Annotated in this window: 17 protein-coding genes; 8 read left to right on the top strand and 9 right to left on the bottom strand. The window is 63.6% G+C overall.

The genetic code is table 11. The features are described 5' to 3' along the window. Positions 1-16: 16 nt before the first annotated feature. From FB598_RS06690 to FB598_RS06675, 4 genes are all read left to right on the top strand, one after another. Positions 17-1,939 (top strand): PrkA family serine protein kinase, encoded by a 1,923-nt coding sequence (locus tag FB598_RS06690; protein WP_141913908.1) that lies wholly within the window; start codon positions 17-19, stop codon positions 1,937-1,939. Between the two features lie 161 nt (positions 1,940-2,100). After that, entirely contained in the window at positions 2,101-3,366 is a 1,266-nt protein-coding gene (locus FB598_RS06685) for a YeaH/YhbH family protein (protein WP_141913909.1), read from the top strand. After that, the gene (locus tag FB598_RS06680; protein WP_141913910.1) at positions 3,363-4,892 is read left to right on the top strand and encodes a SpoVR family protein; all 1,530 of its coding nucleotides are present in this window, start codon (positions 3,363-3,365) and stop codon (positions 4,890-4,892) included. Before FB598_RS06685 ends, FB598_RS06680 begins: the two co-directional genes overlap by 4 nt. A gap of 29 nt (positions 4,893-4,921) precedes the next feature. Further along, on the top strand, positions 4,922-5,575 hold the full coding sequence (locus FB598_RS06675; RefSeq protein ID WP_141913911.1) for an LON peptidase substrate-binding domain-containing protein: 654 nt from the start codon (positions 4,922-4,924) through the stop codon (positions 5,573-5,575). Between the two features lie 25 nt (positions 5,576-5,600). Here FB598_RS06675 and FB598_RS06670 read toward each other — a convergent pair whose 3' ends face one another. The 4 genes from FB598_RS06670 to metH all read right to left on the bottom strand — a co-directional run bounded on the left by FB598_RS06670 (position 5,601) and on the right by metH (position 12,159). Next, entirely contained in the window at positions 5,601-6,290 is a 690-nt protein-coding gene (locus FB598_RS06670) for a MarC family protein (RefSeq protein ID WP_141913912.1), read from the bottom strand. A 123-nt stretch (positions 6,291-6,413) separates the two neighbouring features. Further along, on the bottom strand, positions 6,414-7,568 hold the full coding sequence (locus tag FB598_RS06665) for an MFS transporter (RefSeq protein WP_221292253.1): 1,155 nt from the start codon (positions 7,566-7,568) through the stop codon (positions 6,414-6,416). 505 nt (positions 7,569-8,073) lie between these two features. Continuing rightward, positions 8,074-8,370: a hypothetical protein gene (locus FB598_RS06660; RefSeq protein ID WP_141913914.1), complete on the bottom strand. Its 297-nt coding sequence runs from the start codon at positions 8,368-8,370 to the stop codon at positions 8,074-8,076. Positions 8,371-8,415: 45 nt separating this feature from the next. Beyond that, entirely contained in the window at positions 8,416-12,159 is a 3,744-nt protein-coding gene (metH, locus tag FB598_RS06655; protein WP_141913915.1) for a methionine synthase, read from the bottom strand. Positions 12,160-12,358: 199 nt separating this feature from the next. Between metH and FB598_RS06650 the strand changes: the two genes are divergently transcribed. Further along, the gene (locus tag FB598_RS06650) at positions 12,359-12,949 is read left to right on the top strand and encodes a 5'-methylthioadenosine nucleosidase (protein WP_141913916.1); all 591 of its coding nucleotides are present in this window, start codon (positions 12,359-12,361) and stop codon (positions 12,947-12,949) included. A gap of 7 nt (positions 12,950-12,956) precedes the next feature. Here FB598_RS06650 and FB598_RS06645 read toward each other — a convergent pair whose 3' ends face one another. Both FB598_RS06645 and rocD read right to left on the bottom strand, forming a co-directional pair. Beyond that, positions 12,957-13,838: a dimethylarginine dimethylaminohydrolase family protein gene (locus FB598_RS06645; RefSeq protein WP_141913917.1), complete on the bottom strand. Its 882-nt coding sequence runs from the start codon at positions 13,836-13,838 to the stop codon at positions 12,957-12,959. Next, entirely contained in the window at positions 13,835-15,073 is a 1,239-nt protein-coding gene (gene rocD, locus FB598_RS06640) for an ornithine--oxo-acid transaminase (RefSeq protein WP_255463852.1), read from the bottom strand. Before rocD ends, FB598_RS06645 begins: the two co-directional genes overlap by 4 nt. A gap of 162 nt (positions 15,074-15,235) precedes the next feature. Between rocD and FB598_RS06635 the strand changes: the two genes are divergently transcribed. From FB598_RS06635 to FB598_RS06625, 3 genes are all read left to right on the top strand, one after another. After that, positions 15,236-15,703 (top strand): Lrp/AsnC family transcriptional regulator, encoded by a 468-nt coding sequence (locus FB598_RS06635; RefSeq protein ID WP_141913919.1) that lies wholly within the window; start codon positions 15,236-15,238, stop codon positions 15,701-15,703. Positions 15,704-15,839: 136 nt separating this feature from the next. Further along, complete coding sequence (locus FB598_RS06630; protein ID WP_141913920.1) at positions 15,840-16,451, top strand: isochorismatase family protein; 612 nt, start codon at positions 15,840-15,842, stop codon at positions 16,449-16,451. Positions 16,452-16,511: 60 nt separating this feature from the next. Then, positions 16,512-16,970 carry a cupin domain-containing protein gene (locus tag FB598_RS06625; protein ID WP_141913921.1) on the top strand — a complete coding sequence of 153 codons (459 nt, stop codon included), beginning with the start codon at positions 16,512-16,514 and terminating at the stop codon, positions 16,968-16,970. 72 nt (positions 16,971-17,042) lie between these two features. On the opposite strand, the gene FB598_RS06620 is transcribed toward FB598_RS06625, so the two are convergent. The 3 genes from FB598_RS06620 to FB598_RS06610 form a co-directional block, all read right to left on the bottom strand. Next, a complete protein-coding gene (locus FB598_RS06620; RefSeq protein WP_141913922.1) occupies positions 17,043-17,948 on the bottom strand; it encodes a LysR family transcriptional regulator in 906 nt (301 codons plus the stop codon). An 83-nt stretch (positions 17,949-18,031) separates the two neighbouring features. Beyond that, on the bottom strand, positions 18,032-18,985 hold the full coding sequence (gene fmt / locus FB598_RS06615) for a methionyl-tRNA formyltransferase (RefSeq protein WP_141913923.1): 954 nt from the start codon (positions 18,983-18,985) through the stop codon (positions 18,032-18,034). 55 nt (positions 18,986-19,040) lie between these two features. Continuing rightward, entirely contained in the window at positions 19,041-19,847 is an 807-nt protein-coding gene (locus tag FB598_RS06610) for an SDR family oxidoreductase (RefSeq protein ID WP_141913924.1), read from the bottom strand. Positions 19,848-19,873 lie beyond the last annotated feature (26 nt).

Here is a 19,873-nt window from a genome sequence, read left to right as displayed (position 1 = left end):
AAGCGACGGAGGTGGTATGGATATCTACAGCAGCTTTGCAAGCCGGTTCGACAAGACCAGAGAAGAAGAATGTTCGCTTGAAGAGTATCTGAATCTTTGCAAGAACGATCCGGCGGTGTATGCATCTGCTGCCGAACGGATGCTGATGGCCATCGGCGACCCCGAAAAGGTCGACACCCGGGAAGACCCACAGCTCTCGCGCATCTTTGCCAACAAGGTGATCAAGGTCTATCCCGCCTTCAGGGAGTTCTACGGCGCCGAAGAGGTCATTGAACAGGTGGTCGCCTATTTCCGCCATGCCGCACAAGGCCTGGAGGAAAAAAAGCAGATCCTTTACCTGCTGGGCCCGGTCGGCGGCGGCAAGTCGTCCATCGCCGAACGCCTCAAGCAGCTCATGGAACAGGTGCCCTTCTATTCCATCAAGGGCTCGCCGGTCAACGAATCGCCGCTCGGCCTGTTCGACTACGACGAGGACGGCCCTATCCTGGAAGAGCAGTACGGCATCCCGCGCCGCTATCTGAAGCCGATCCTGAGCCCGTGGGCGGTCAAGCGCCTGCATGAGTACAACGGCGACATCCGCCAGTTCCGGGTGGTCAAGCGCTACCCGTCCATCCTGCGCCAGATCGCCATTTCCAAGACCGAGCCGGGCGACGAAAACAACCAGGACATCTCCACGCTGGTAGGCAAGGTCGACATCCGCAAGCTGGAACAGTATTCGCAGGACGACGCCGACGCCTACAGCTACTCGGGCGGCCTGTGCCTGTCCAACCAGGGCCTGCTGGAATTCGTCGAAATGTTCAAGGCGCCGATCAAGGTGCTGCACCCGCTCCTGACCGCGACCCAGGAAGGCAACTTCAAGGGCACCGAAGGCTTCGGCGCGATCCCCTTCGACGGCGTGATCCTGGCCCACTCCAACGAATCGGAATGGAAGGCCTTCCGCAACAACAAGAACAACGAGGCGCTGCTGGACCGCATCTTCATCGTCAAAGTGCCGTATTGCCTGCGCGTGTCCGAAGAGATCAAGATCTACGAGAAACTGATCCGCACCTCTTCGCTGGCCAAGGCCACCTGCGCGCCCGGCACGCTGAAGATGATGGCCCAGTTCTCCATCCTGACGCGCCTGAAGGAACCGGAAAACTCCAGCCTGTTCTCCAAGATGCAGGTGTATGACGGCGAGAACCTGAAGGACACCGACCCCAAGGCCAAGTCGTACCAGGAATACCGCGACTACGCCGGCGTCGACGAAGGCATGAACGGCATCTCGACACGCTTCGCGTTCAAGATCCTCTCGCGCGTGTTCAACTTCGACACCACCGAGGTCGCGGCCAACCCGGTGCACCTGATGTATGTGCTGGAGCAGCAGATCGAGCGCGAGCAGTTCCCGCAGGAGCTGGAGCAGAAATACCTGTCCTTCGTGAAGGACACGCTGGCCTCGCGCTACGCCGAATTCATCGGCAAGGAAATCCAGACCGCCTACCTGGAATCGTATTCGGAGTACGGCCAGAACGTGTTCGACCGCTATGTGACCTACGCCGACTTCTGGATCCAGGACCAGGAATACCGCGACCACGACACCGGCGAAAGCTTCGACCGCGCCGCGCTCAACGCCGAACTGGAAAAGATCGAGAAGCCGGCCGGCATCAGCAATCCGAAGGACTTCCGCAACGAGATCGTCAACTTCGTGCTGCGCGCGCGGGTCAACAACGGCGGCAAGAACCCGTTGTGGACCAGCTACGAAAAGCTGCGCGTGGTGATCGAGAAAAAGATGTTCTCCAACACCGAGGACCTGCTGCCGGTCATCTCCTTCAATGCCAAGGGCTCCACGGAAGAAATGCAAAAGCACGAAGACTTCGTCAACCGCATGGTCAGCAAGGGTTACACGCCCAAGCAGGTGCGCCTGCTGTGCGAATGGTATTTGCGCGTGCGCAAGTCGTCGTAAGTTGTACCGACGAACGCACCGGTTGATCAACGGCCGGTGCATTCGCCAAAACGCTCGGGCTGTCTGCCAAGACTGCCGCGACAGCCCGCCCGCTTGGGAACTGTCCACGCTCTCCCCGTGGAGAGCGTGGACAGTTCCCCAGACCAGCAGGAGAACGGACAGTGCTGCATCAGATTATCGACCGTAGGCTAGCTGGCAAAAACAAGGGGATTGCCAACCGGGAGCGCTTCCTGCGGCGCTTCCGCGGGCATATTCAACGCTCGGTGGCGGATGCGATCCGCGACCGCAGCATCACCGATCTGGAACAATCCAAGAGCATCAGCATCCCGCGCAAGGATGTCTCGGAACCCTTTTTCCATCACGGCAAGGGCGGCCGGCGCGAAGCCGTGCATCCGGGCAACCAGGATTACCTGCAGGGCGACCGCATCCCGCGCCAGAACGGCGGCGGCGGCGAAGGCGGCAGCGCGGCCAGCAACGAAGGGGAAAGCGAGGATGACTTCGCCTTCGAGCTTACGCGCGAAGAATTCATGCAGTACTTCTTCGAAGACCTGGAGCTGCCGCGGCTGGTGGAAACCAACCTGATGACGCTGCCCAACTGGAAGAACATGCGCGCCGGCTATTCGGTGGACGGCTCCCCCACCAACATCGACATCGTGCGCTCGCTGCGCAGTTCGCTGGGGCGGCGCATCGCGCTGGGGGCGCCGCTGCAGAACAAGCTGGAGGAACTTGAAGCGCAGCTGGCCGAACTCAACCGCGACCCGAACGAACACCTGCCCGAAATCAAGTTGCTGGAAGAAGAAATCCACCATGTGCGCTCGCGCATCTGGCGCATCCCCTTCATCGATCCGTTCGACCTGCGCTACGTCAACCGGGTACGCCAGCCGCAGCCGTCCAGCCGCGCCGTGATGTTCTGCGTGATGGACGTGTCGGGCTCGATGGACGAACAGCGCAAGGATCTGTCCAAGCGCTTCTTCATCCTGCTGTACCTGTTCCTGACGCGCAATTACGAACACATCGAGGTGGTGTTCATCCGCCACCACACGCGCGCCGACGAAGTCGACGAGGAGACCTTCTTCCATTCGCAGGAAAGCGGCGGCACCGTGGTCTCCAGCGCGCTGGAGCTGATGCACGAGATCATCGCCAAACGCTATCCCCCCAGCGAATGGAACATCTACGGCGCCCAGGCCTCCGACGGCGACAACTGGAACGACGACTCCCCCAAGTGCCGCGAGCTCCTGGAAAACGCGATCCTGCCGCTGATGCGCTACTTCGCCTATATCCAGGTGGCCGAGCCGGAGCAGAACCTGTGGACCGAGTACCTGCAACTGATCGATTCGCACCCGCACTTCGCCATGAAGAAGGTGCAATCAGCGGCCGAGATCTATCCGGTGTTCCGCGAACTCTTTGAAAAACAGGTGCACGCATGAACAGCCGCTTCAAGTACGATCCGCTGCCCTGCCCGTCGGACTGGAGCTTCGACCTGATCGAACGCTACAACGACGAGATCGCCCGCGTGGCGGCGGGATACAAGCTGGATATCTATCCGATCCAGCTGGAGATCATCTCGGCCGAGCAGATGATGGATGCCTACGCCTCGCACGGCATGCCGGTGAACTACCGGCACTGGTCCTACGGCAAGCATTTCATGCTGACCGAGCGCGACTACAAGCGCGGCCAGATGGGCCTGGCCTACGAGATCGTGATCAACTCCGATCCCTGCATCGCCTACCTGATGGAAGAAAACACGATGACCATGCAGGCGCTGGTCATCGCGCATGCGGCCTATGGCCACAACTCCTTTTTCAAGGGCAACTACCTGTTCCAGCTGTGGACCGACGCCAGCGCCATCATCGACTACCTGGTATACGCCCGCAACTACATCGCCGAATGCGAGGAAAGGCATGGCTTCGAGCGGGTCGAGGAATTGCTGGACTCCTGCCATGCCCTGATGAACTACGGCGTGGATCGCTACAAGCGTCCGCAACGGCTGTCGCTGTCCCAGGAACGGGCGCGCCAGCGCGAGCGCGAGGCTTACCTGCAGTCGCAGGTCAATGAATTGTGGCGCACATTGCCGGCGAAGAAGGAAGCGGCTGCCGCGCTGGTCGAAGAACGCTTCCCGCCGGAGCCGCAGGAGAACCTGCTGTATTTCGCCGAAAAGAACGCGCCGCTGCTCGAACCATGGGAACGGGAAGTGGTGCGCATCGTGCGCAAGATCGGCCAGTATTTCTATCCGCAGCGCCAGACCCAGGTAATGAACGAAGGCTGGGCCACCTTCTGGCACTACACGCTGTTGAATACGCTGTACGACCAGGGACGGCTGACCGACGGCTTCATGATGGAGTTCCTGCATTCGCACAGCAACGTGGTGTTTCAGCCGCCCATCACCAAGCCCTATTACAACGGCATCAATCCGTATGCGCTGGGCTTTTCGATGATGAGCGACATCCGCCGCATCTGCGAAGATCCAAGCAATGAAGACCGCGAATGGTTTCCCGACATCGCCGGAAGCGACTGGCTGGAAACCCTGCATCACGTGATGCGCAATTTCAAGGATGAGAGCTTCGTGGCGCAATACCTGTCGCCCAAGCTGATGCGCGACATGCGCATGTTCGCGGTGCTCGACGACGAGTCCCGCAGCGAAATGGAAGTGTCGGCCATCCACAACGAGCGCGGTTACCAGTATGTGCGCCAGGCGCTCTCGCGCCAGTACGACATCAACCACCGCGAACCCAACATCCAGGTATGGTCGGTCAACACGCGCGGCAACCGCAGCCTGACGCTGCGCCATTTCCGCAGCGACGGCCGCTCGCTGGGCGACAGCACCAACGAGGTGTTGCGCCACATGGCGCGGCTATGGCAATTCGACGTCTACCTGGAGAGCGTGGACGACAACGGCTACATCGTCCAGCGCTATGAATGCGTGGCGGAAAACCGGTATTCGCTGCGGACGTGAAGGCCCGCTTACAACGCCCGTCACCGATCATGCCCGCCGCTCCCGCCACACCCCGCCGGCCGATTTCGGCGCAAACCATCCCGCTGTTTCCGCTGGCCAGCACGCTGTTTCCCGATGGCCGCCTGCCCTTGCAGATCTTCGAAGTACGCTACCTCGACATGATCGGAAAATGCATCGCCGAAGGCAGCGGCTTCGGCGTGGTGGCATTGACCGAAGGTTCGGAAGTGCGCCGGCCGGGCCAGACCGAACGCTTCGTCGGCGTCGGCACGGTCGCCAGCATCAACGAATGGTCCACTCCCTCGGTGGGCCTGATGCGCATCGCCTGCAGCGGCGCCGCACGCTTTCGCATCCTGCAGGCGGAGCAGCAAAAGCACGGGCTATGGACGGCCGAAGTGGAGATGATGGAAGCCGACCATGCGGTGGCGATTCCCGAAGAACTGACCAATACCTCGCAGGCGCTGGAGCATCTGCTGCAATCGGTGATGCGCCAGGGATTGCCGGAGAGCGAGGTGCCGATCGCCATGCCGTTCAAACTGAACGATTGCGGCTGGGTCGCCAACCGCTGGGCCGAGATGATGCCGGTGCCGGTCGAGGTCAAGCAAACACTGCTGGCGCTGGACAATCCGCTGGTGCGGCTGGAGCTGGTGCAGGATGCGCTGGATGAACTGGGCTGGCTGAGATAAGCGGCCATCGGCCTGGGAAAGGCGCTCAGGGCGCCGCGCCGCTGATGCCCGCTTCCGCCAGCAAGGCCGCCATGCCGGACCAGAAGATCTGGATGCCGATGCACAGCAAGATGAACGCCGACAGGCGCAATACCACCATCGTCCCTAGGCGCCCCATCAGCTGCACCAGCTTTTGCGCATAGTTGTAGCACAGGAAAACCGCCAGCGCGGTCAGCGCCGCGCCGAAGGCCGCGCTCCCTACCGAAATCACCCAATCCAGCAAGCGCGTGGGCGTGTTCGCGCCCAGCGTGATCGATGCCGCGATGGTGCCTGGCCCGACGGTCAATGGAAAACTCATCGGGTAGAAACTGCGGGCCTTGATTTCCTCGTCCGGCAGGTCTTCGTCGTAGCTCTTGGCCACCTGGTTGGGGATGGCCGAGTCCTGGCTGTTATTGGAGAGCAGTTTCCAGCCCGATGCCGCCACCAGCAAGCCGCCGCCGACACGCACGATGGGCAGCGAAATGCCGAAGAACGTCAACACGTGCGAACCGATGAAGATCGCCCCCACCAGCATGAACCAGCAATTGATCGCCACCTGGCGCGCAATCTTCTTTTCCGTCTTGCGGCTGACATTGCCCAGCAGGTTGGCGAACACCGGGGCGATGCCAAGCGGGTTGAGGATCGGCAGCAGCGTGATCGGGATCAGGATGGCCGCTTTGAGGAACAGGATCAGCATGCTGGGCGCAGGAAGGGTGGCAAATCGTTATAGGGATGGCGCGGATTCCCCGCCGCCCACAAGCGTAGCGGAAAGCCGCCCGGCTGCCAACCGCGGCAACCGGCCATGCGGCCTGGACGGCGCTCAGGCCGTCTTCAGGCGAACGCCGCGCACCCGCATGAGCAACAGGCATGCGATCGACAGGTTGACCAGGTTCCAGCCTATGCCATTGGCAAACGCCGCGTGGTAGGAGCCGGTGAGGTCGAAGATCTTGCCCGACATCCAGCCGCCCAGCGCCATGCCGAACATGGTGCACATGATGACCGTCCCCACGCGCTGGCCAGCCTCGGCCGCCGGGAAATACTCGCGCACGATGATGGCGTAGGACGGCACGATGCCGCCCTGGAACAGGCCGAACAGCGCCGAGATCACATACAGCGAAGCCAGCCCGTCGAACGGCAGGAACAGCAGCAGCGACAGGCACTGCAAGACCGACCCCAGCAGCAGCGTGCGCAGGCCGCCGATACGGTCGCAAATGGCGCCCGATACCAGCCGGCTGACCACGCCGCAGGCCAGCATCAGCGACAGCATCTGGGCGCCGCGTGCGGGGCCGTAGCCGAGGTCACCGCAATACGCCACGATATGCACCTGCGGCATGGCCATCGCCACGCAACAGGCCACGCCGGCCACGCACAGCAGCAGTTGCGCCTGGCCGGTGGCAAGGCCGAAGGGGCGGTTGCCGGCGCCGGCGCGCGCGGCATGGGCGCCCGCCGCCAGCGCTGGCGGACGCGCGCGCATCAGCAAGGCCAGTGAGCACATGACGACGGCGCAGATGATGCCCAGTCCGATATAGGTTTGCCGCCAGCCGACCGCGCCGACGAAGTGCTGGACGATCGGCGGCCAGATCGCGCCGCCCAGGTAATTGCCGCTGGCGCATACCGCCACCGCGATGCCGCGCCGCTTGAGGAACCATAAGGAGGTATCGGCCACCAGCGGCGAAAAGGTCGCCGACGTGCCGAGCAGGCCGATCAGGATACAGTGCGCCGCCATGAAGACCCAGATGTTGGGAGCCAGCGCCGCCGCGACAAACCCGCCGCCAAGACAGGCGCCGCCCAGCATCAGCGGCACGGTGATGCCGGCCTTGTCGGCCAGGCGCCCCATCAGCACGCCGCCAACGCCCACCCCCAGCATCGTCAGTGTGTAGGGCAATGAAGCCATGCCGCGCGCCACGCCGAAATCGGCCTGCACTTCCGGCAGCACCACCGCCACCACATACATGCCGCTGGCGCCGACGATCATCAGGATCAGCGTGATGAACAGCCGTATGGCGGCGTAGGGCGAGTCGATCTGGTGCCGGCTTGCGGCCTGGCTGGATGGGCTGGAATCCACTGTTTGTCTCCGTGTTCTTATAACCACGCGCTTGTGGTTTTTATCGCTTCGGCATCATGCCGCCCGGGTGGCGGCGTGCGCTGCACAGACTAACACGGTCGCATTTTGGCTGCAGGCGAGCCTGATAAGGCGCAAAAACAAAGGCCGCCCAGCGGACTAATGCCGTTCGGTTAAGGCTCATTCTGAATCCTCATCACAGAACCCGTTCGGGCTGAGTAGGCCCGCCAGGGCCGTATCGAAGCCAGCGCATCACCGTTGGAGCTCTTGCCTGCCCTTCGATACGCTGCTGCGCAGCGACTCAGGGCGAACGGAGTCTGGACTGCATAAACCTCCACAAACAAAAATGCCGTTCAGCGCTTAACTGAACGGCATTACACCCTGCGGGCGGCCTTGGCCAGAACCTGACGGCCAAACGCTACAGCCAATACGAACGCACGTGGTAAGGATGCACCTGACGATAACCGCTGCGCTCTTTCTTCTGCGCGATCTTCCGCAGCATCAGCAAGCCCGCTTCATGGCCGTCGACCACGATGCGCTTGCCGCCGCCGCGCTGCATCTGGGTACCGCCCCAGGTCTGGGTCAGGATCCAGTCGCCCAGCAAGTCCTGGCCGAGGTCTACTATGAAGGTGCTGCGCGAGGCCCCGGAAAAGTGCAGGCGCGTGGCTCCGGTCACGGGCAGCGGATGGGTGGCGTTGTCGGCGGAATCGATCATGGCGCAGGATGATAGCAGGACGGTATACGAATTCAAGATAGAACGTTAGAGATTGGGCGCCAGCCAGCGTTCGATCTCTTCCTTGGGCACGCCGCGCCGTTGGGCCATGTCTTCCACCTGGTCTTCGCCGATCTTGCCGACCACGAAGTACTTGGACTGCGGATGCGCGAAGTAGAAGCCCGACACCGCCGCGCCCGGGAACATGGCGTACGACTCGGTGAGCTGCATGCCGATTTCCTCGCATTGCATGACGCGGAAGGCATCGGCCTTGACCGTATGCTCCGGGCAGGCCGGATAACCCGGCGCCGGGCGGATGCCGAGGTATTGCTCTTTGATCAGCTCGGCGTTGCTCAGCGACTCGTCCGGCGCATAGCCCCACAAATCCTTGCGCACGCGCTCGTGCAGGTATTCGGCAAAGGCTTCGGCCAGGCGGTCGGCCAGGGCCTTGAGCATGATCGAGGAATAGTCGTCATGCGCGTCCTCGAAACGTTTCTCGTACTTCTCGATGCCCAAACCGGCCGTCACCGCGAACATGCCGATGTAATCAGCAATACCCGAGTCCTTGGGCGCGATGAAGTCCGACAGGCACTGGTTGGGGCGCGCCACGCCGTCCACCACCGGCTTCTCGGTCTGCTGGCGCGTGCCGTAGTAGGTGAAGGCGACCTGGCTGCGCGAGTCGTCGGTGTAGATCTCGATGTCGTCGTCGTTGACGGTATTGGCCGGCAGCAGCGCCACCACGCCGTTGGCGGTCAGCCAGCGACCGTCGACGATCTTCCTGAGCATGGCCTGGGCTTCCTCGAACACCTTGGAAGCCGCTTCGCCCACCACTTCGTCCTTGAGGATGGCCGGGTAAGGACCGGCCAGGTCCCAGGTCTGGAAGAACGGGCCCCAGTCGATGTAGTTGGCCAGCATCCCGAGGTCGACGTTCTTGAACACCCGGCGACCGATGAACTTGGGCTTGACCGGCGCGAAATCCAGCCTGGTCTTGTTGGCGCGCGCGGCCGCCAGCTCCAGCATCGGCACCGCCTTCTTGTTGGCGTGCTGCTCGCGGATGCGCTCGTAGTCGGCATTGATATCGGCGATGTACTGGTCCTTCTGCTCGGGCGTGAGCAGCGACTGCGCCACCGATACCGCACGCGAGGCGTCCGGCACGTAGACCACCGGGCCTTCGTAATTGGGCGCGATCTTGACCGCGGTATGCGCGCGCGAAGTGGTGGCGCCGCCGATCAGCAACGGCATCTTCACGCCGCTGAAATACGGGTCGCGCTGCATTTCCTTGGCGACATAGGCCATCTCTTCCAGCGACGGCGTGATCAGGCCGGACAGGCCAATGATGTCGGCGTTCTCTTCCTTGGCCTTGGCCAGGATCTGCGAGCACGGCACCATCACGCCCATGTTCACCACCTCGAAGTTGTTGCACTGGAGGACCACGGTGACGATGTTCTTGCCGATGTCGTGCACGTCGCCCTTGACGGTGGCGATCACGATCTTGCCCTTGGGCTTGGCCACCACGCCGGTCTCGATCTCCTGCAGGCGCTTCTCTTCCTCGATGAAGGGAATCAGGTGGGCCACCGCCTGCTTCATCACGCGCGCCGATTTCACCACCTGCGGCAGGAACATCTTGCCCTGGCCGAACAGGTCGCCGACCACGTTCATGCCGTCCATCAACGGGCCTTCGATCACGTGGATGGGACGTCCGCCGGACTTGAGCAGGTTCTGGCGCGCTTCCTCGGTGTCTTCCACGATCCATTGCGTGATGCCGTGCACCAGCGCGTGCGACAGGCGCTGCTCGACGCTGCCGTTGCGCCACTCCAGGGTAGCCTCTTCCTTCTTGTCGCCGGCCTTGAGGGTGGCGGCGATCTCGATCATGCGTTCGGTGGCATCCGGACGGCGGTTGAGCACCACATCCTCGACCGCCTCGCGCAATGCGGCCGGCAGGTCGTCGTAGACGCCGATCATGCCGGCATTGACGATGCCCATGGTCATGCCGGCCTTGATAGCGTGGTACAGGAACACGGTGTGGATCGCCTCGCGCGCCGGGTCGTTGCCGCGGAAGCTGAAGGACACGTTGGACACGCCGCCGCTGATCTTGGCGTAGGGCAGGTTGTCGTGGATCCATCGGGTGGCTTCGATGAAGTCCACCGCGTAGTTGTTGTGCTCTTCGATGCCGGTGGCCACCGCGAAGATGTTGGGGTCGAAGATGATGTCTTCCGGCGGAAAGCCGACCTTGTCCACCAGCAGGCGATAGGCGCGCTCGCAGATCTCGATCTTGCGCGCGTAGGTGTCGGCCTGGCCGACCTCGTCGAAGGCCATCACGATCACGGCCGCGCCGTAGCGGCGGCACAGCTTGGCCTCGTGCAGGAACTTGGCCTCGCCTTCCTTCATCGAGATGGAGTTGACGATGGACTTGCCCTGCACGCACTTCAGGCCGGCCTCGATCACTTCCCACTTGGAGGAGTCGATCATGATGGGCACGCGCGCGATATCCGGCTCGGAGGCGATCAGGTTCAGGAAGCGCGTCATGGCGGCGACCGAATCGAGCATCGCCTCGTCCATGTTGATGTCGATGATCTGCGCGCCGTTCTCGACCTGCTGGCGCGCCACGGCCAGCGCCTCGTCGTACTGTTCATTCAGGATCAGGCGGGCGAAGGCCTTGGAACCGGTGACGTTGGTGCGCTCGCCGACGTTGACGAACAGCGACTGGTCGTTGATGGTGAACGGCTCCAGTCCCGACAGGCGCATTTCGTGCGTGGTATCGGGGATCTTGCGCGGGGCGATCGAGGCCACCGTCTCGGCGATCGCCTTGATGTGCGGCGGCGTGGTGCCGCAGCAGCCGCCGGCGACGTTGACGAAACCGCTTTCGGCGAACTCCTTCAACAGCGCCGAGGTGACGTCCGGCGTCTCGTCGAAGCCGGTGTCGCTCATCGGGTTGGGCAGGCCGGCGTTGGGATAGATGCAGACGTAGGTGTCGGCGATGCGCGACAATTCTTCCGCATACGGGCGCATCAGCGCCGCGCCCAGCGCGCAGTTCAGGCCCACCGTCAGCGGGCGCGCGTGGCGGATCGAGTTCCAGAACGCGGTCACGGTCTGGCCCGAGAGGATACGGCCGGAAGCGTCCGTCACGGTGCCGGAGATCATGATCGGCAGACGCTTGCCGGATTCTTCGAAGAAGGTGTCGATGGCGAACAGCGCGGCCTTGCAGTTGAGCGTGTCGAAAATGGTTTCGACCAGCAGCACGTCGGCGCCGCCCTCGACCAGCGCGCGGGTCTGCTCCAGGTACGAGGCCACCAGCTGGTCGAAGCTGACGTTGCGCGCGGCCGGGTCGTTGACGTCCGGCGAGATCGAGGCGGTCTTGGGCGTGGGGCCGAGCGCGCCGGCCACGAAACGCGGCTTGTCGGGCGTCGAATACTTGTCGCAGGCGGCGCGCGCAAGCTGGGCCGACTTCAGGTTCATCTCGTAGACGAGATGGGCCATGTGGTAATCGTCCTGGGCCACGCCGGTGGCGCCGAAGGTATTGGTCTCGATCAGGTCGGCGCCGGCGGCCAGGTATTGCTCGTGGATTTCCTGGATGATGTGCGGCTGGGTCAGCGACAGCAGTTCGTTGTTGCCCTTGACGAAGAGTTCCTTGCCGGGAACGCTGAAATCGGCGAAACGCTGGCCGCGGTAGTCTTCCTCGGTCAGCTTGTATTGCTGGATCATGGTGCCCATGGCGCCATCGAGGATCAGGATGCGCTTGGACATCAGGTCGCGCAACAGCAATTCGGTCTGGCAGAGTTCGTTCGGCTTCATCTGGCTGGTTCTCGTCTTAGAGCGGAAATGCGCCGTACCCCGGGGTCCGGGGCAAAAAAAACGGCCGTCGCGGGGCCGGTTTTCAGGGCGAAAAATATTGTTAAATTATACGCCAAAGGGGCTATCCTTCCCCGGCGGCGGGCGCTTGCGCCCGGCAAGACCGCAACATTCCAGAACGACAACAGCCCAACAACACTCCATGCCCGCCTCCCAGAACCCGCACGCCCGCATCGTCATCCTCACCGCCTTGGAAAGCGAACTCAATGCCGCCGATGCGCCGCCGGGCGTGGAAGTGGTCTATTGCGGCGTGGGCAAGGTCAATGCCGCCCTGCACACGACCCGGCGCTTACTGGCCGGCAAACCCGAACTGGTGATCAACTTCGGCACCGCCGGCAAGATCGATCCGTTGCATGACGGCCTGCTGGAAGTGGCTGCCGTGGTCCAGCGCGACATGCTGGCCATGCCGCTGGCGCCGCGCGGGGTGACGCCATTGGCCAGTGAAACCGAGCAGCCGGCGCGGCTGGAATCGGGCTATCCGGGAGTCGTGTGCGGCACCGGCGACAGCTTCGTCACCGCCGCCGACGACTGGCTGCTGCGGGAAAAGATCGACCTGGTGGACATGGAACTGTTCGCCATCGCCCGCGTATGCCGCCACTTCGGCGTGCCCTGGCGCGCCTTCAAGTTCATCACCGACGGCGCCGACGACGATTCGGCCAGCGACTGGCAAGACAAGGTGCACCTGGGCGCCGAGCTGTTCTGGCGCCATCTGCCGCTGGTGGTCGGCCGATAAAAGCCGCTCAGGCCGACAATCTGGCCGTCCCCTCCTCCAGGCGGCCGGCATTGGCCGCGCGCCGGCGCGGCTCGGTCAGCTTGAGGGTCAGGCACTTGGCGGCGCCGCCGGCCTTCATGAATTCGGACAACGGCGTTTCATGCACCTCAAACCCCTTGTCCTCCAGCTGTGCGCGCAATGGCGGCGAGGCCCGGTTCAGGAATACGTGGCGGCCGGCATTGACGGTGTTGCAGGCGAAATCCAGCGCGTCCTGCTCACCGACGACGATGCGCCGTTGCTGCGGCACCCGGCAGGCGATCGCCTTTTGCGAAGCGGCATCGAACGCGGCCGGGTAGTACATCACATAGCCGCCCTCGAGCGGGCAGAAGCAGGTATCCAGGTGATAGAAGCGCGGGTCGGCCAGTTGCAGCGACTGCACTTCGAGGTCCAGCCAGCCGGCGATCAGCGGCGCCGCCAGCACGTCGGTGCGATGGCCGTAACCCATCCACAGCAGTTCGGACTGCCGATCCAGCAAAGCGTCGCCGGCCCCTTCGAAGGCAACCGCGTCGGGCATGCGCAGCACGCGCAAGCCCTGCTCCCCGAACCAACCGGCGAAATGCGCTTCCTCCCCCTGGCGCTCGGCATGGCGAAAACGCGACAACACCACCTTGTCCTCCAGCACCAGGCCGCCGTTGGCGGTAAACACCATGTCCGGCAGGCCGGCGGCGGACGGCATCTCGCGCACCTCGGCCACCTGCCCCAGGCCGTCGCGCAGCGCCTGCCACTGCCGCGCGGCCAGCGCCCGGTCGCCATGGGCGACATTGCCTTCCATCCAGGGGTTGATCACATAGGACACTTCGAAGTGTCCTGGCGGGCACATCAGGAAGAGCTCGTGGCGTTGCTGCTTCATATTGATTCTCCTTGGGGTGGGGCCGGGATTTCATGGAAAACCTCGCCGATGATGCGCAAGGCGGTATCGATCTGCTCATCGTCGATGACCAGCGGCGGCGCGAAGCGCACCACGGTCTCGTGGGTTTCCTTGGACAGGATGCCGTGCGCCATCAGGCGTTCGCAAAACGCCCGCGCGCCGATCGCTTTGGGATCGAGGTCCATGCCGATCAGCAAACCCTTGCCGCGCACTTCGCGAATGGCCGGGTGGCCGATGGCGCGCAAGCCTGCGCGCAAACGCTCCCCGAGCCGCCCGGCATTGGCCGCCAGGGCGCCATCCTGCAGGAGCTCCAGCGCCTTGAAACCGACTGCCGCCGCTAGCGCATTGCCGCCGAAGGTGCTGCCATGGTCGCCCGGAACAAACACATCCATCACCTCGCTCGATGCGAGGAACGCCGATACCGCCAACAAGCCGCCGCCGAGCGCCTTGCCCAGCACCAGGCCATCCGGCCGGATGCCTTCGTGGTCGCAGGCCAGCAGCTTGCCGGTGCGTCCCAGCCCGGTCTGCACCTCATCGCAGATCATCAGGACGCGATGGCGCGTGCAAATCTCGCGGCATTGCCGCAAGTAACCTTCGGGCGGCACGATGATGCCGCCTTCGCCCTGGATGGGCTCGACCAGGAAGGCCGCGGTATCGGGCGTGATGGCCGCTTCCAGCGCGGCGGCGTCGCCGAACGGCACGCTGTCGAAACCGCCGTCGAAGGGGCCGAAGCCGTCACGGTACTGCGCCTCCGACGAGAAACCGACGATGGTGGTGGTGCGGCCGGCGAAGTTGCCGCGGCACACCACGATGCGCGCCCGGCCATCGGCCACGCCCTTGCGCCTGTAGGCCCATTTGCGGGCCGCCTTGATGGCCGTCTCGACCGCCTCGGCGCCGCTGTTCATGGGCAGCGCGCGTTCCATTGCGGTCATCTCGCACAGGCGCTGCAGGAACAGCCCCAGCCGGTCGCTGTAGAAGGCGCGGGAGGTCACCGCCAGACGCTGCGCCTGCTGCGTCAGCGCCTCTACCAGCGCGGCGTTGGCATGGCCGAAGCTGACGGCCGAATAGGCCGACATCATGTCCATGTAGCGATGGCCTTGGTCGTCCCACAGCCATACGCCGTGTCCGCGGCTGAGCACGACCGGCAGCGGCGCGTAGTTATGCGCGCAATAGCGTTGCTCCAATGCGATGTGCGGATTATCGATGCGGGCGTTCATGTTGCCTCCCATGCACATTGGCGCAGCCTTTGCGGCAAGATCCGTTCAGCGCCGCCAATTGACTCCATGGATACATGATAGTTTCAGGATTGCGAAATTACCGTTCTTTTTTATTCTCTTAAACATTAAAATATGAACGATTCATTCTAAAAATCCATCAACATGGAAAAATTCGATCGTTTCGACCGCATCATACTGGAAACCCTGCAGCAAAACGGTCGCGCCAGCAATGTCGAACTGTCGGACAAGGCGAACCTGTCGCCCCCGCAGTGCTACCGGCGGGTGCAGCGGCTGGAACAGGACGGCGTGATCCGCGGCTATGCCGCCCGGCTCGATCCGGCCGCGCTGGGGCTGGGAGTGATCGCCTTCGTCAGCCTCTCGCTGGCGCGCGAACAGTTCAAGCAGGTGCGCAGCGTGGAGAAAGCGATCCGGCAATTCCCGGAAATCCTGGAGTGCTACACCATTTCGGGCGACTTCGATTACCTGCTCAAGGTGGCGGCGGCCGACCTCAAGAGCCTGTCATCCTTCCTGACCGACCGCCTGATGCAGGTGCCGGGGGTGGCCGGCGTGCGCTCGATGGTCTGCATGGAAGAGATCAAGCCCGCCAGCCCGCTGCCGCTTCCCGACTGAAACAACCCTCCCCTGCCTGAAGCCCTCCATCCGGATTTGTGCGTTTTCAGCACAGATCTTGTCGCGTGCCACTACTATCGGGCACGCCTGCGCCTGACTATGCTTCGTCCTGTCGTCAATCAACCAGGAGCAGAACATGTCGCACCCCACCATCCGCAGCATCGCCGGCGCGCTTGCCCCGGTTTCGCTTGAGGCCGCCAGCACCGCCCTGCTGGTCATCGATTTCCAGAACGAATATTTCACCGGCATGATGCCGATCCCCGACGGCAAGGCGGCGCTGGCCAACGCCAGGCGGCTGGTCGCCATGGCCGACCGCCACCGCATGCCGGTGTTCCACGTGCAGCATGTGACGCCGGCCGGCACGCCGATCTTCGCCGAAGGCGGCGCCACCGTCGCCCTCCATCCCGAGATCCAGCCGGCAGCGCATCACCACCTGGTCAGGAAAGCCAATGTCAGCGTCTTCCAGGGCACCGACATCGAGGCGCAGCTCAAGGCCGCCGGCATCAAGACCTTGCTGATCACCGGCCTGATGACCCATGCCTGCGTGGCAGGCGCGGCCCGCGACGCGGCGCCGGCCGGGTTCGACGTGATCGTGGCCGCCGATGCCTGCGCCACGCGCGACATCGAGGCGCCCCACGGCGGCGTCATCGCACACGACGCACTGCACCGCGCATCCCTGGTCAGCATCGCCGACACCTTCGGCAGCGTGCTCGACACCAATGCCATCCTGGAAATGAACGTAGCCTGAGCCGATCCGGCCCGTCTTTCTTCACGCTTGACTCACCCGACCTTAAAGGAGTACTCCGACATGAAACGTATCGCCACCGCCGCACTGCTGATCGCCGGTATCGCCGCCACCTCCGCCGCCCTGGCAAACGCCCCCAAAAAGGCGGAAGTCAAGGCCCAACCGCTGGTCTCGTTCCCCGCCTCCGACCTGCAATGGCGCGAACTGCCGGGCACCGGCGGCATCAAGGTCGCCGATGTGCGCGGCAGCATCACCGGCAAGGGTCCTTACGACGCCTTCGTGATCTTCCCGGCCGGCAAGGACAATCCTTACCACATGCACACACAAAACCTGCCGACGGTGGTCCTGAAGGGCACCTTCTACGCCGTCATCGACGGCAAGCGCATCCAGTACCCGGCCGGTTCCTTCTATAACCTGCCGGCGCGCATGCCGCATTACAGCGGTTGCGAAAAGGGCGACGACTGCGTGCTGTTCCAATATCAGGCGGACCACTTCGACTTGATTCCGGTCGAGAAGAAGTAAGCGCATTCCCCCAAACAAAAACCCGCTGCATGCATTTGCAGCGGGTTTTTATTTGTGCCGGGCAAGCAGCATTCAGAATGCCCAGCGGTTCTGCGCATAGTAGTTACCGACGAAGTCGACGAAGGCGCGCACCTTGGGCGACATGTGGCGGTTTTGCGGATAGAGCGCATACAGGTCGCGCGAATGCAGACGGTAATCGGGCAAAAGCTGCACCAGGTCGCCGCGCCGCAGGTCTTCGCAAACGACGAAGGTGGCCGAAGCGGTAATGCCCATGCCGGCGCGCACCGCATCGCACACCACCATGCCGCTGTTGGATTGCAGATTGCCGCCCACGGCCACATTGGACAGCGCGCCGTCCGGCCCGGTAAAAGTCAGTTCGGTAGTCTGCAGCGCCAGCGAATACGCCATGTAGTTGTGGGCCGCCAGATCGGCGGGCGTGCGCGGCAGGCCGTGCCGCTTCACATAGGCCGGCGAGGCGACCAGCACCATGTCGCTCGCGCACAGGCGCCTGGCGACCAGCGTCGAGTCCGGCAGGGTGCGCGTGATGCGCAAGCCGACGTCGAATTCCTCGGCGATCAGGTCGACGAAACGGTCATTGCACACGAAGTCGACCTTGAGCTCGGGATAGCTGCGCATGAAGTCCGGCAGCCACTTGCCGGCTTCCATGATGCCGAACACCATCGGCGCATTGATGCGCAGCAGGCCGGAAGGGTGGCTCTGGTGATGGTGCACCATCTGCGCCGCATCCTCGATCTGGTCCAGGATCTGCACGCAGCGCTGATAGTAGGACTGCCCCACTTCCGTCAACGCGAAGCGGCGTGTGGTGCGGTTGAGCAATTGCGCGCCCAGTGCCTGCTCCAGCTGGCGCACCTGGCGCGACACCACGCTGTGCGACATGTCCAGCGCCACCGCCGCCGCCGAGAATCCGCCGGCGTCGACGACGTGGCGGAACGTACGCATGGCTGTCAATTGATCCATGATTTCCCCCCTTTTTGGAAAAACACTCCTGCCCTGCATCCCGCTCTTGCGTCGGGTATTGCCCCAACCCGAGGCCCTGGCGCTCAGGCTAAGCGCCCGCCCTCCAGCGCGAAGCCCTTGAGGAACTCCGATGCCGGCAAACGCTTGCCGCCCGGCTTTTGCAGTTCGGTCAGCAGCAGCGCGCCATCGCCGCAAGCCACCACGATGCCGGCCTGGGCATCGGCCGACAGCACCTGGCCCGGCACGCCCTGCAGCGCAATGCTGACCGGCCGCGCCTGCCAGATCTTGATGACGGTTTCGCCGAAACGCCCGCTGGCGCCGGGGAAGGGATTGAAGGCGCGGATCTTGCGCGCCAGCTCGGCAGCCGGTCGCGAGAAGTCGAGCGCGGCCTCTTCCTTGGCGATCTTGGGGGCGTAATTGGCGCCCTGCTCCGGCTGCGGCGTAGCCGGCAACCGGTCTTGTTCCAGCCTGGCCAATGCGTCGACAATCATCTTGCCGCCCAACACGGCCAGCTTGTCGTGCAGGCTGCCAGTCGTATCGTCGCCGGCGATCGGCAAGCTTTCGATCAGCAGCATGGGGCCGGTATCGAGCCCTTCTTCCATCTGCATGATGGTGATGCCGGTCTCGGCGTCGCCCGCTTCGATGGCGCGGTGGATCGGCGCGGCGCCGCGCCAGCGCGGCAACAGCGATCCGTGGATATTGATGCAGCCCAGGCGCGGAATGTCGAGCACGCTCTTCGGCAGGATCAGGCCGTAGGCCGCCACCACCATGACATCGTGCGGCGTCGTGCGCAGCAGTGCATGCGCCTCTTGGGCGACCTCGGGATACTTGCCGTCCAGCCGCAGCGAGACCGGCTGCGCCACCGGCGTGCCGTGCTTCTGCGCGCATTGCTTGACCGGCGAGGCCTGCAATTGCATGCCTCGCCCGGCCGGACGGTCGGGCTGGGTCAGCACCAGGGCGATGTCGTGGCCGGCGGCGTACAGCGCTTCGAGCGCGACGGCGGCAAATTCCGGCGTGCCGGCAAAGATGATCTTCATGGTGGCTCCAAATGCCGCCGGCACTGCGCGGCGGCAAAAAATACAGATTGCGTTATTACAGATTGCGTTTCTTGTGGGGGGCGCGTGCGAACGCCATATCGTACAACCAGTTGGGCAACATCCTGAGCAACTTGGAGACCACGCCCATCTGCCACGGGATGACGCGGTAACTGGCGCCGTCGGCAATCGATTGCAATGCGCGCGCCGCGAATGTCTCCACCGGCATCAGGAACGGCATGCGGTAGTGGTTGACCTGGGTCATCGGCGTATCGATATAGCCCGGGGCGATAGTGACCACCCTGATGCCGCTGCTGCGCAACTCCACCCGCAGCGACTCGCAGTAGCTGATCACCGCGGCCTTGGAGGCGCTATAGGCCCCGGCGCCCGGCAGGCCGCGGATGCCGGCCACGCTGCCGATGCCGACCAGCCGGCAGCGGCGGCGCTCGGCCTCGGGCAGCGCCTTCATGCGCGCGACGAAAGGCGTGAAAGTGGCAAACGTGGCAGTGACGTTGACCGCCAGGATGCGCTCGAAGGCGGCCAGGTCTTCGCGGTACTCGGTCAACGTGCCTTGCGAGATGCCGGCATTGGCGATCACCACATCGGCGCCGCCGAACTCGGCCATGAAGGCATCGGCCGCCGCCTGCAGCGCCGCATGGTCGGTGACGTCAAGCGCATAGACGCGGTGGCGTTGCGGATCGGGCAGGCTGGCGCGCAAGGCGTCCAGCTCGGCTGCGCGCCGCGCCACCAGACCCAGCGTCGCGCCCTGCTGCGCATAGGCCCGCGCCAGCGCCATGCCGATGCCGCTGGAGGCGCCGGTCAGGAAAACGCGCTGAGGTTTCGTCGTTCCGGGAGAATCCGCCATATCGGCTCCTGTCTGTTCTGATGCAT

It is taken from the genome of Herbaspirillum sp. SJZ106, from assembly GCF_006715495.1.
Taxonomy (GTDB): domain Bacteria; phylum Pseudomonadota; class Gammaproteobacteria; order Burkholderiales; family Burkholderiaceae_D; genus Herbaspirillum.
This window is presented reverse-complemented; position numbering and strand designations above follow the sequence as displayed.

What these genes read in the sequence shown, in the direction of transcription:
- FB598_RS06635 (WP_141913919.1), top strand. Translation starts at nt 15,236, where the DNA reads ATGGAAAAATTCGATCGTTTCGACCGCATCATACTGGAAACCCTGCAG.
- FB598_RS06645 (WP_141913917.1), bottom strand. Translation starts at nt 13,838, where the DNA reads ATGAAGCAGCAACGCCACGAGCTCTTCCTGATGTGCCCGCCAGGACAC.
- rocD (WP_255463852.1), bottom strand. Translation starts at nt 15,073, where the DNA reads ATGAACGCCCGCATCGATAATCCGCACATCGCATTGGAGCAACGCTAT.
- FB598_RS06665 (WP_221292253.1), bottom strand. Translation starts at nt 7,568, where the DNA reads ATGATCGTCGGCGCCAGCGGCATGTATGTGGTGGCGGTGGTGCTGCCG.
- FB598_RS06690 (WP_141913908.1), top strand. Translation starts at nt 17, where the DNA reads ATGGATATCTACAGCAGCTTTGCAAGCCGGTTCGACAAGACCAGAGAA.
- FB598_RS06630 (WP_141913920.1), top strand. Translation starts at nt 15,840, where the DNA reads ATGTCGCACCCCACCATCCGCAGCATCGCCGGCGCGCTTGCCCCGGTT.
- FB598_RS06620 (WP_141913922.1), bottom strand. Translation starts at nt 17,948, where the DNA reads ATGGATCAATTGACAGCCATGCGTACGTTCCGCCACGTCGTCGACGCC.
- FB598_RS06675 (WP_141913911.1), top strand. Translation starts at nt 4,922, where the DNA reads ATGCCCGCCGCTCCCGCCACACCCCGCCGGCCGATTTCGGCGCAAACC.
- FB598_RS06625 (WP_141913921.1), top strand. Translation starts at nt 16,512, where the DNA reads ATGAAACGTATCGCCACCGCCGCACTGCTGATCGCCGGTATCGCCGCC.
- FB598_RS06680 (WP_141913910.1), top strand. Translation starts at nt 3,363, where the DNA reads ATGAACAGCCGCTTCAAGTACGATCCGCTGCCCTGCCCGTCGGACTGG.
- FB598_RS06610 (WP_141913924.1), bottom strand. Translation starts at nt 19,847, where the DNA reads ATGGCGGATTCTCCCGGAACGACGAAACCTCAGCGCGTTTTCCTGACC.
- FB598_RS06660 (WP_141913914.1), bottom strand. Translation starts at nt 8,370, where the DNA reads ATGATCGATTCCGCCGACAACGCCACCCATCCGCTGCCCGTGACCGGA.
- fmt (WP_141913923.1), bottom strand. Translation starts at nt 18,985, where the DNA reads ATGAAGATCATCTTTGCCGGCACGCCGGAATTTGCCGCCGTCGCGCTC.
- metH (WP_141913915.1), bottom strand. Translation starts at nt 12,159, where the DNA reads ATGAAGCCGAACGAACTCTGCCAGACCGAATTGCTGTTGCGCGACCTG.
- FB598_RS06650 (WP_141913916.1), top strand. Translation starts at nt 12,359, where the DNA reads ATGCCCGCCTCCCAGAACCCGCACGCCCGCATCGTCATCCTCACCGCC.
- FB598_RS06670 (WP_141913912.1), bottom strand. Translation starts at nt 6,290, where the DNA reads ATGCTGATCCTGTTCCTCAAAGCGGCCATCCTGATCCCGATCACGCTG.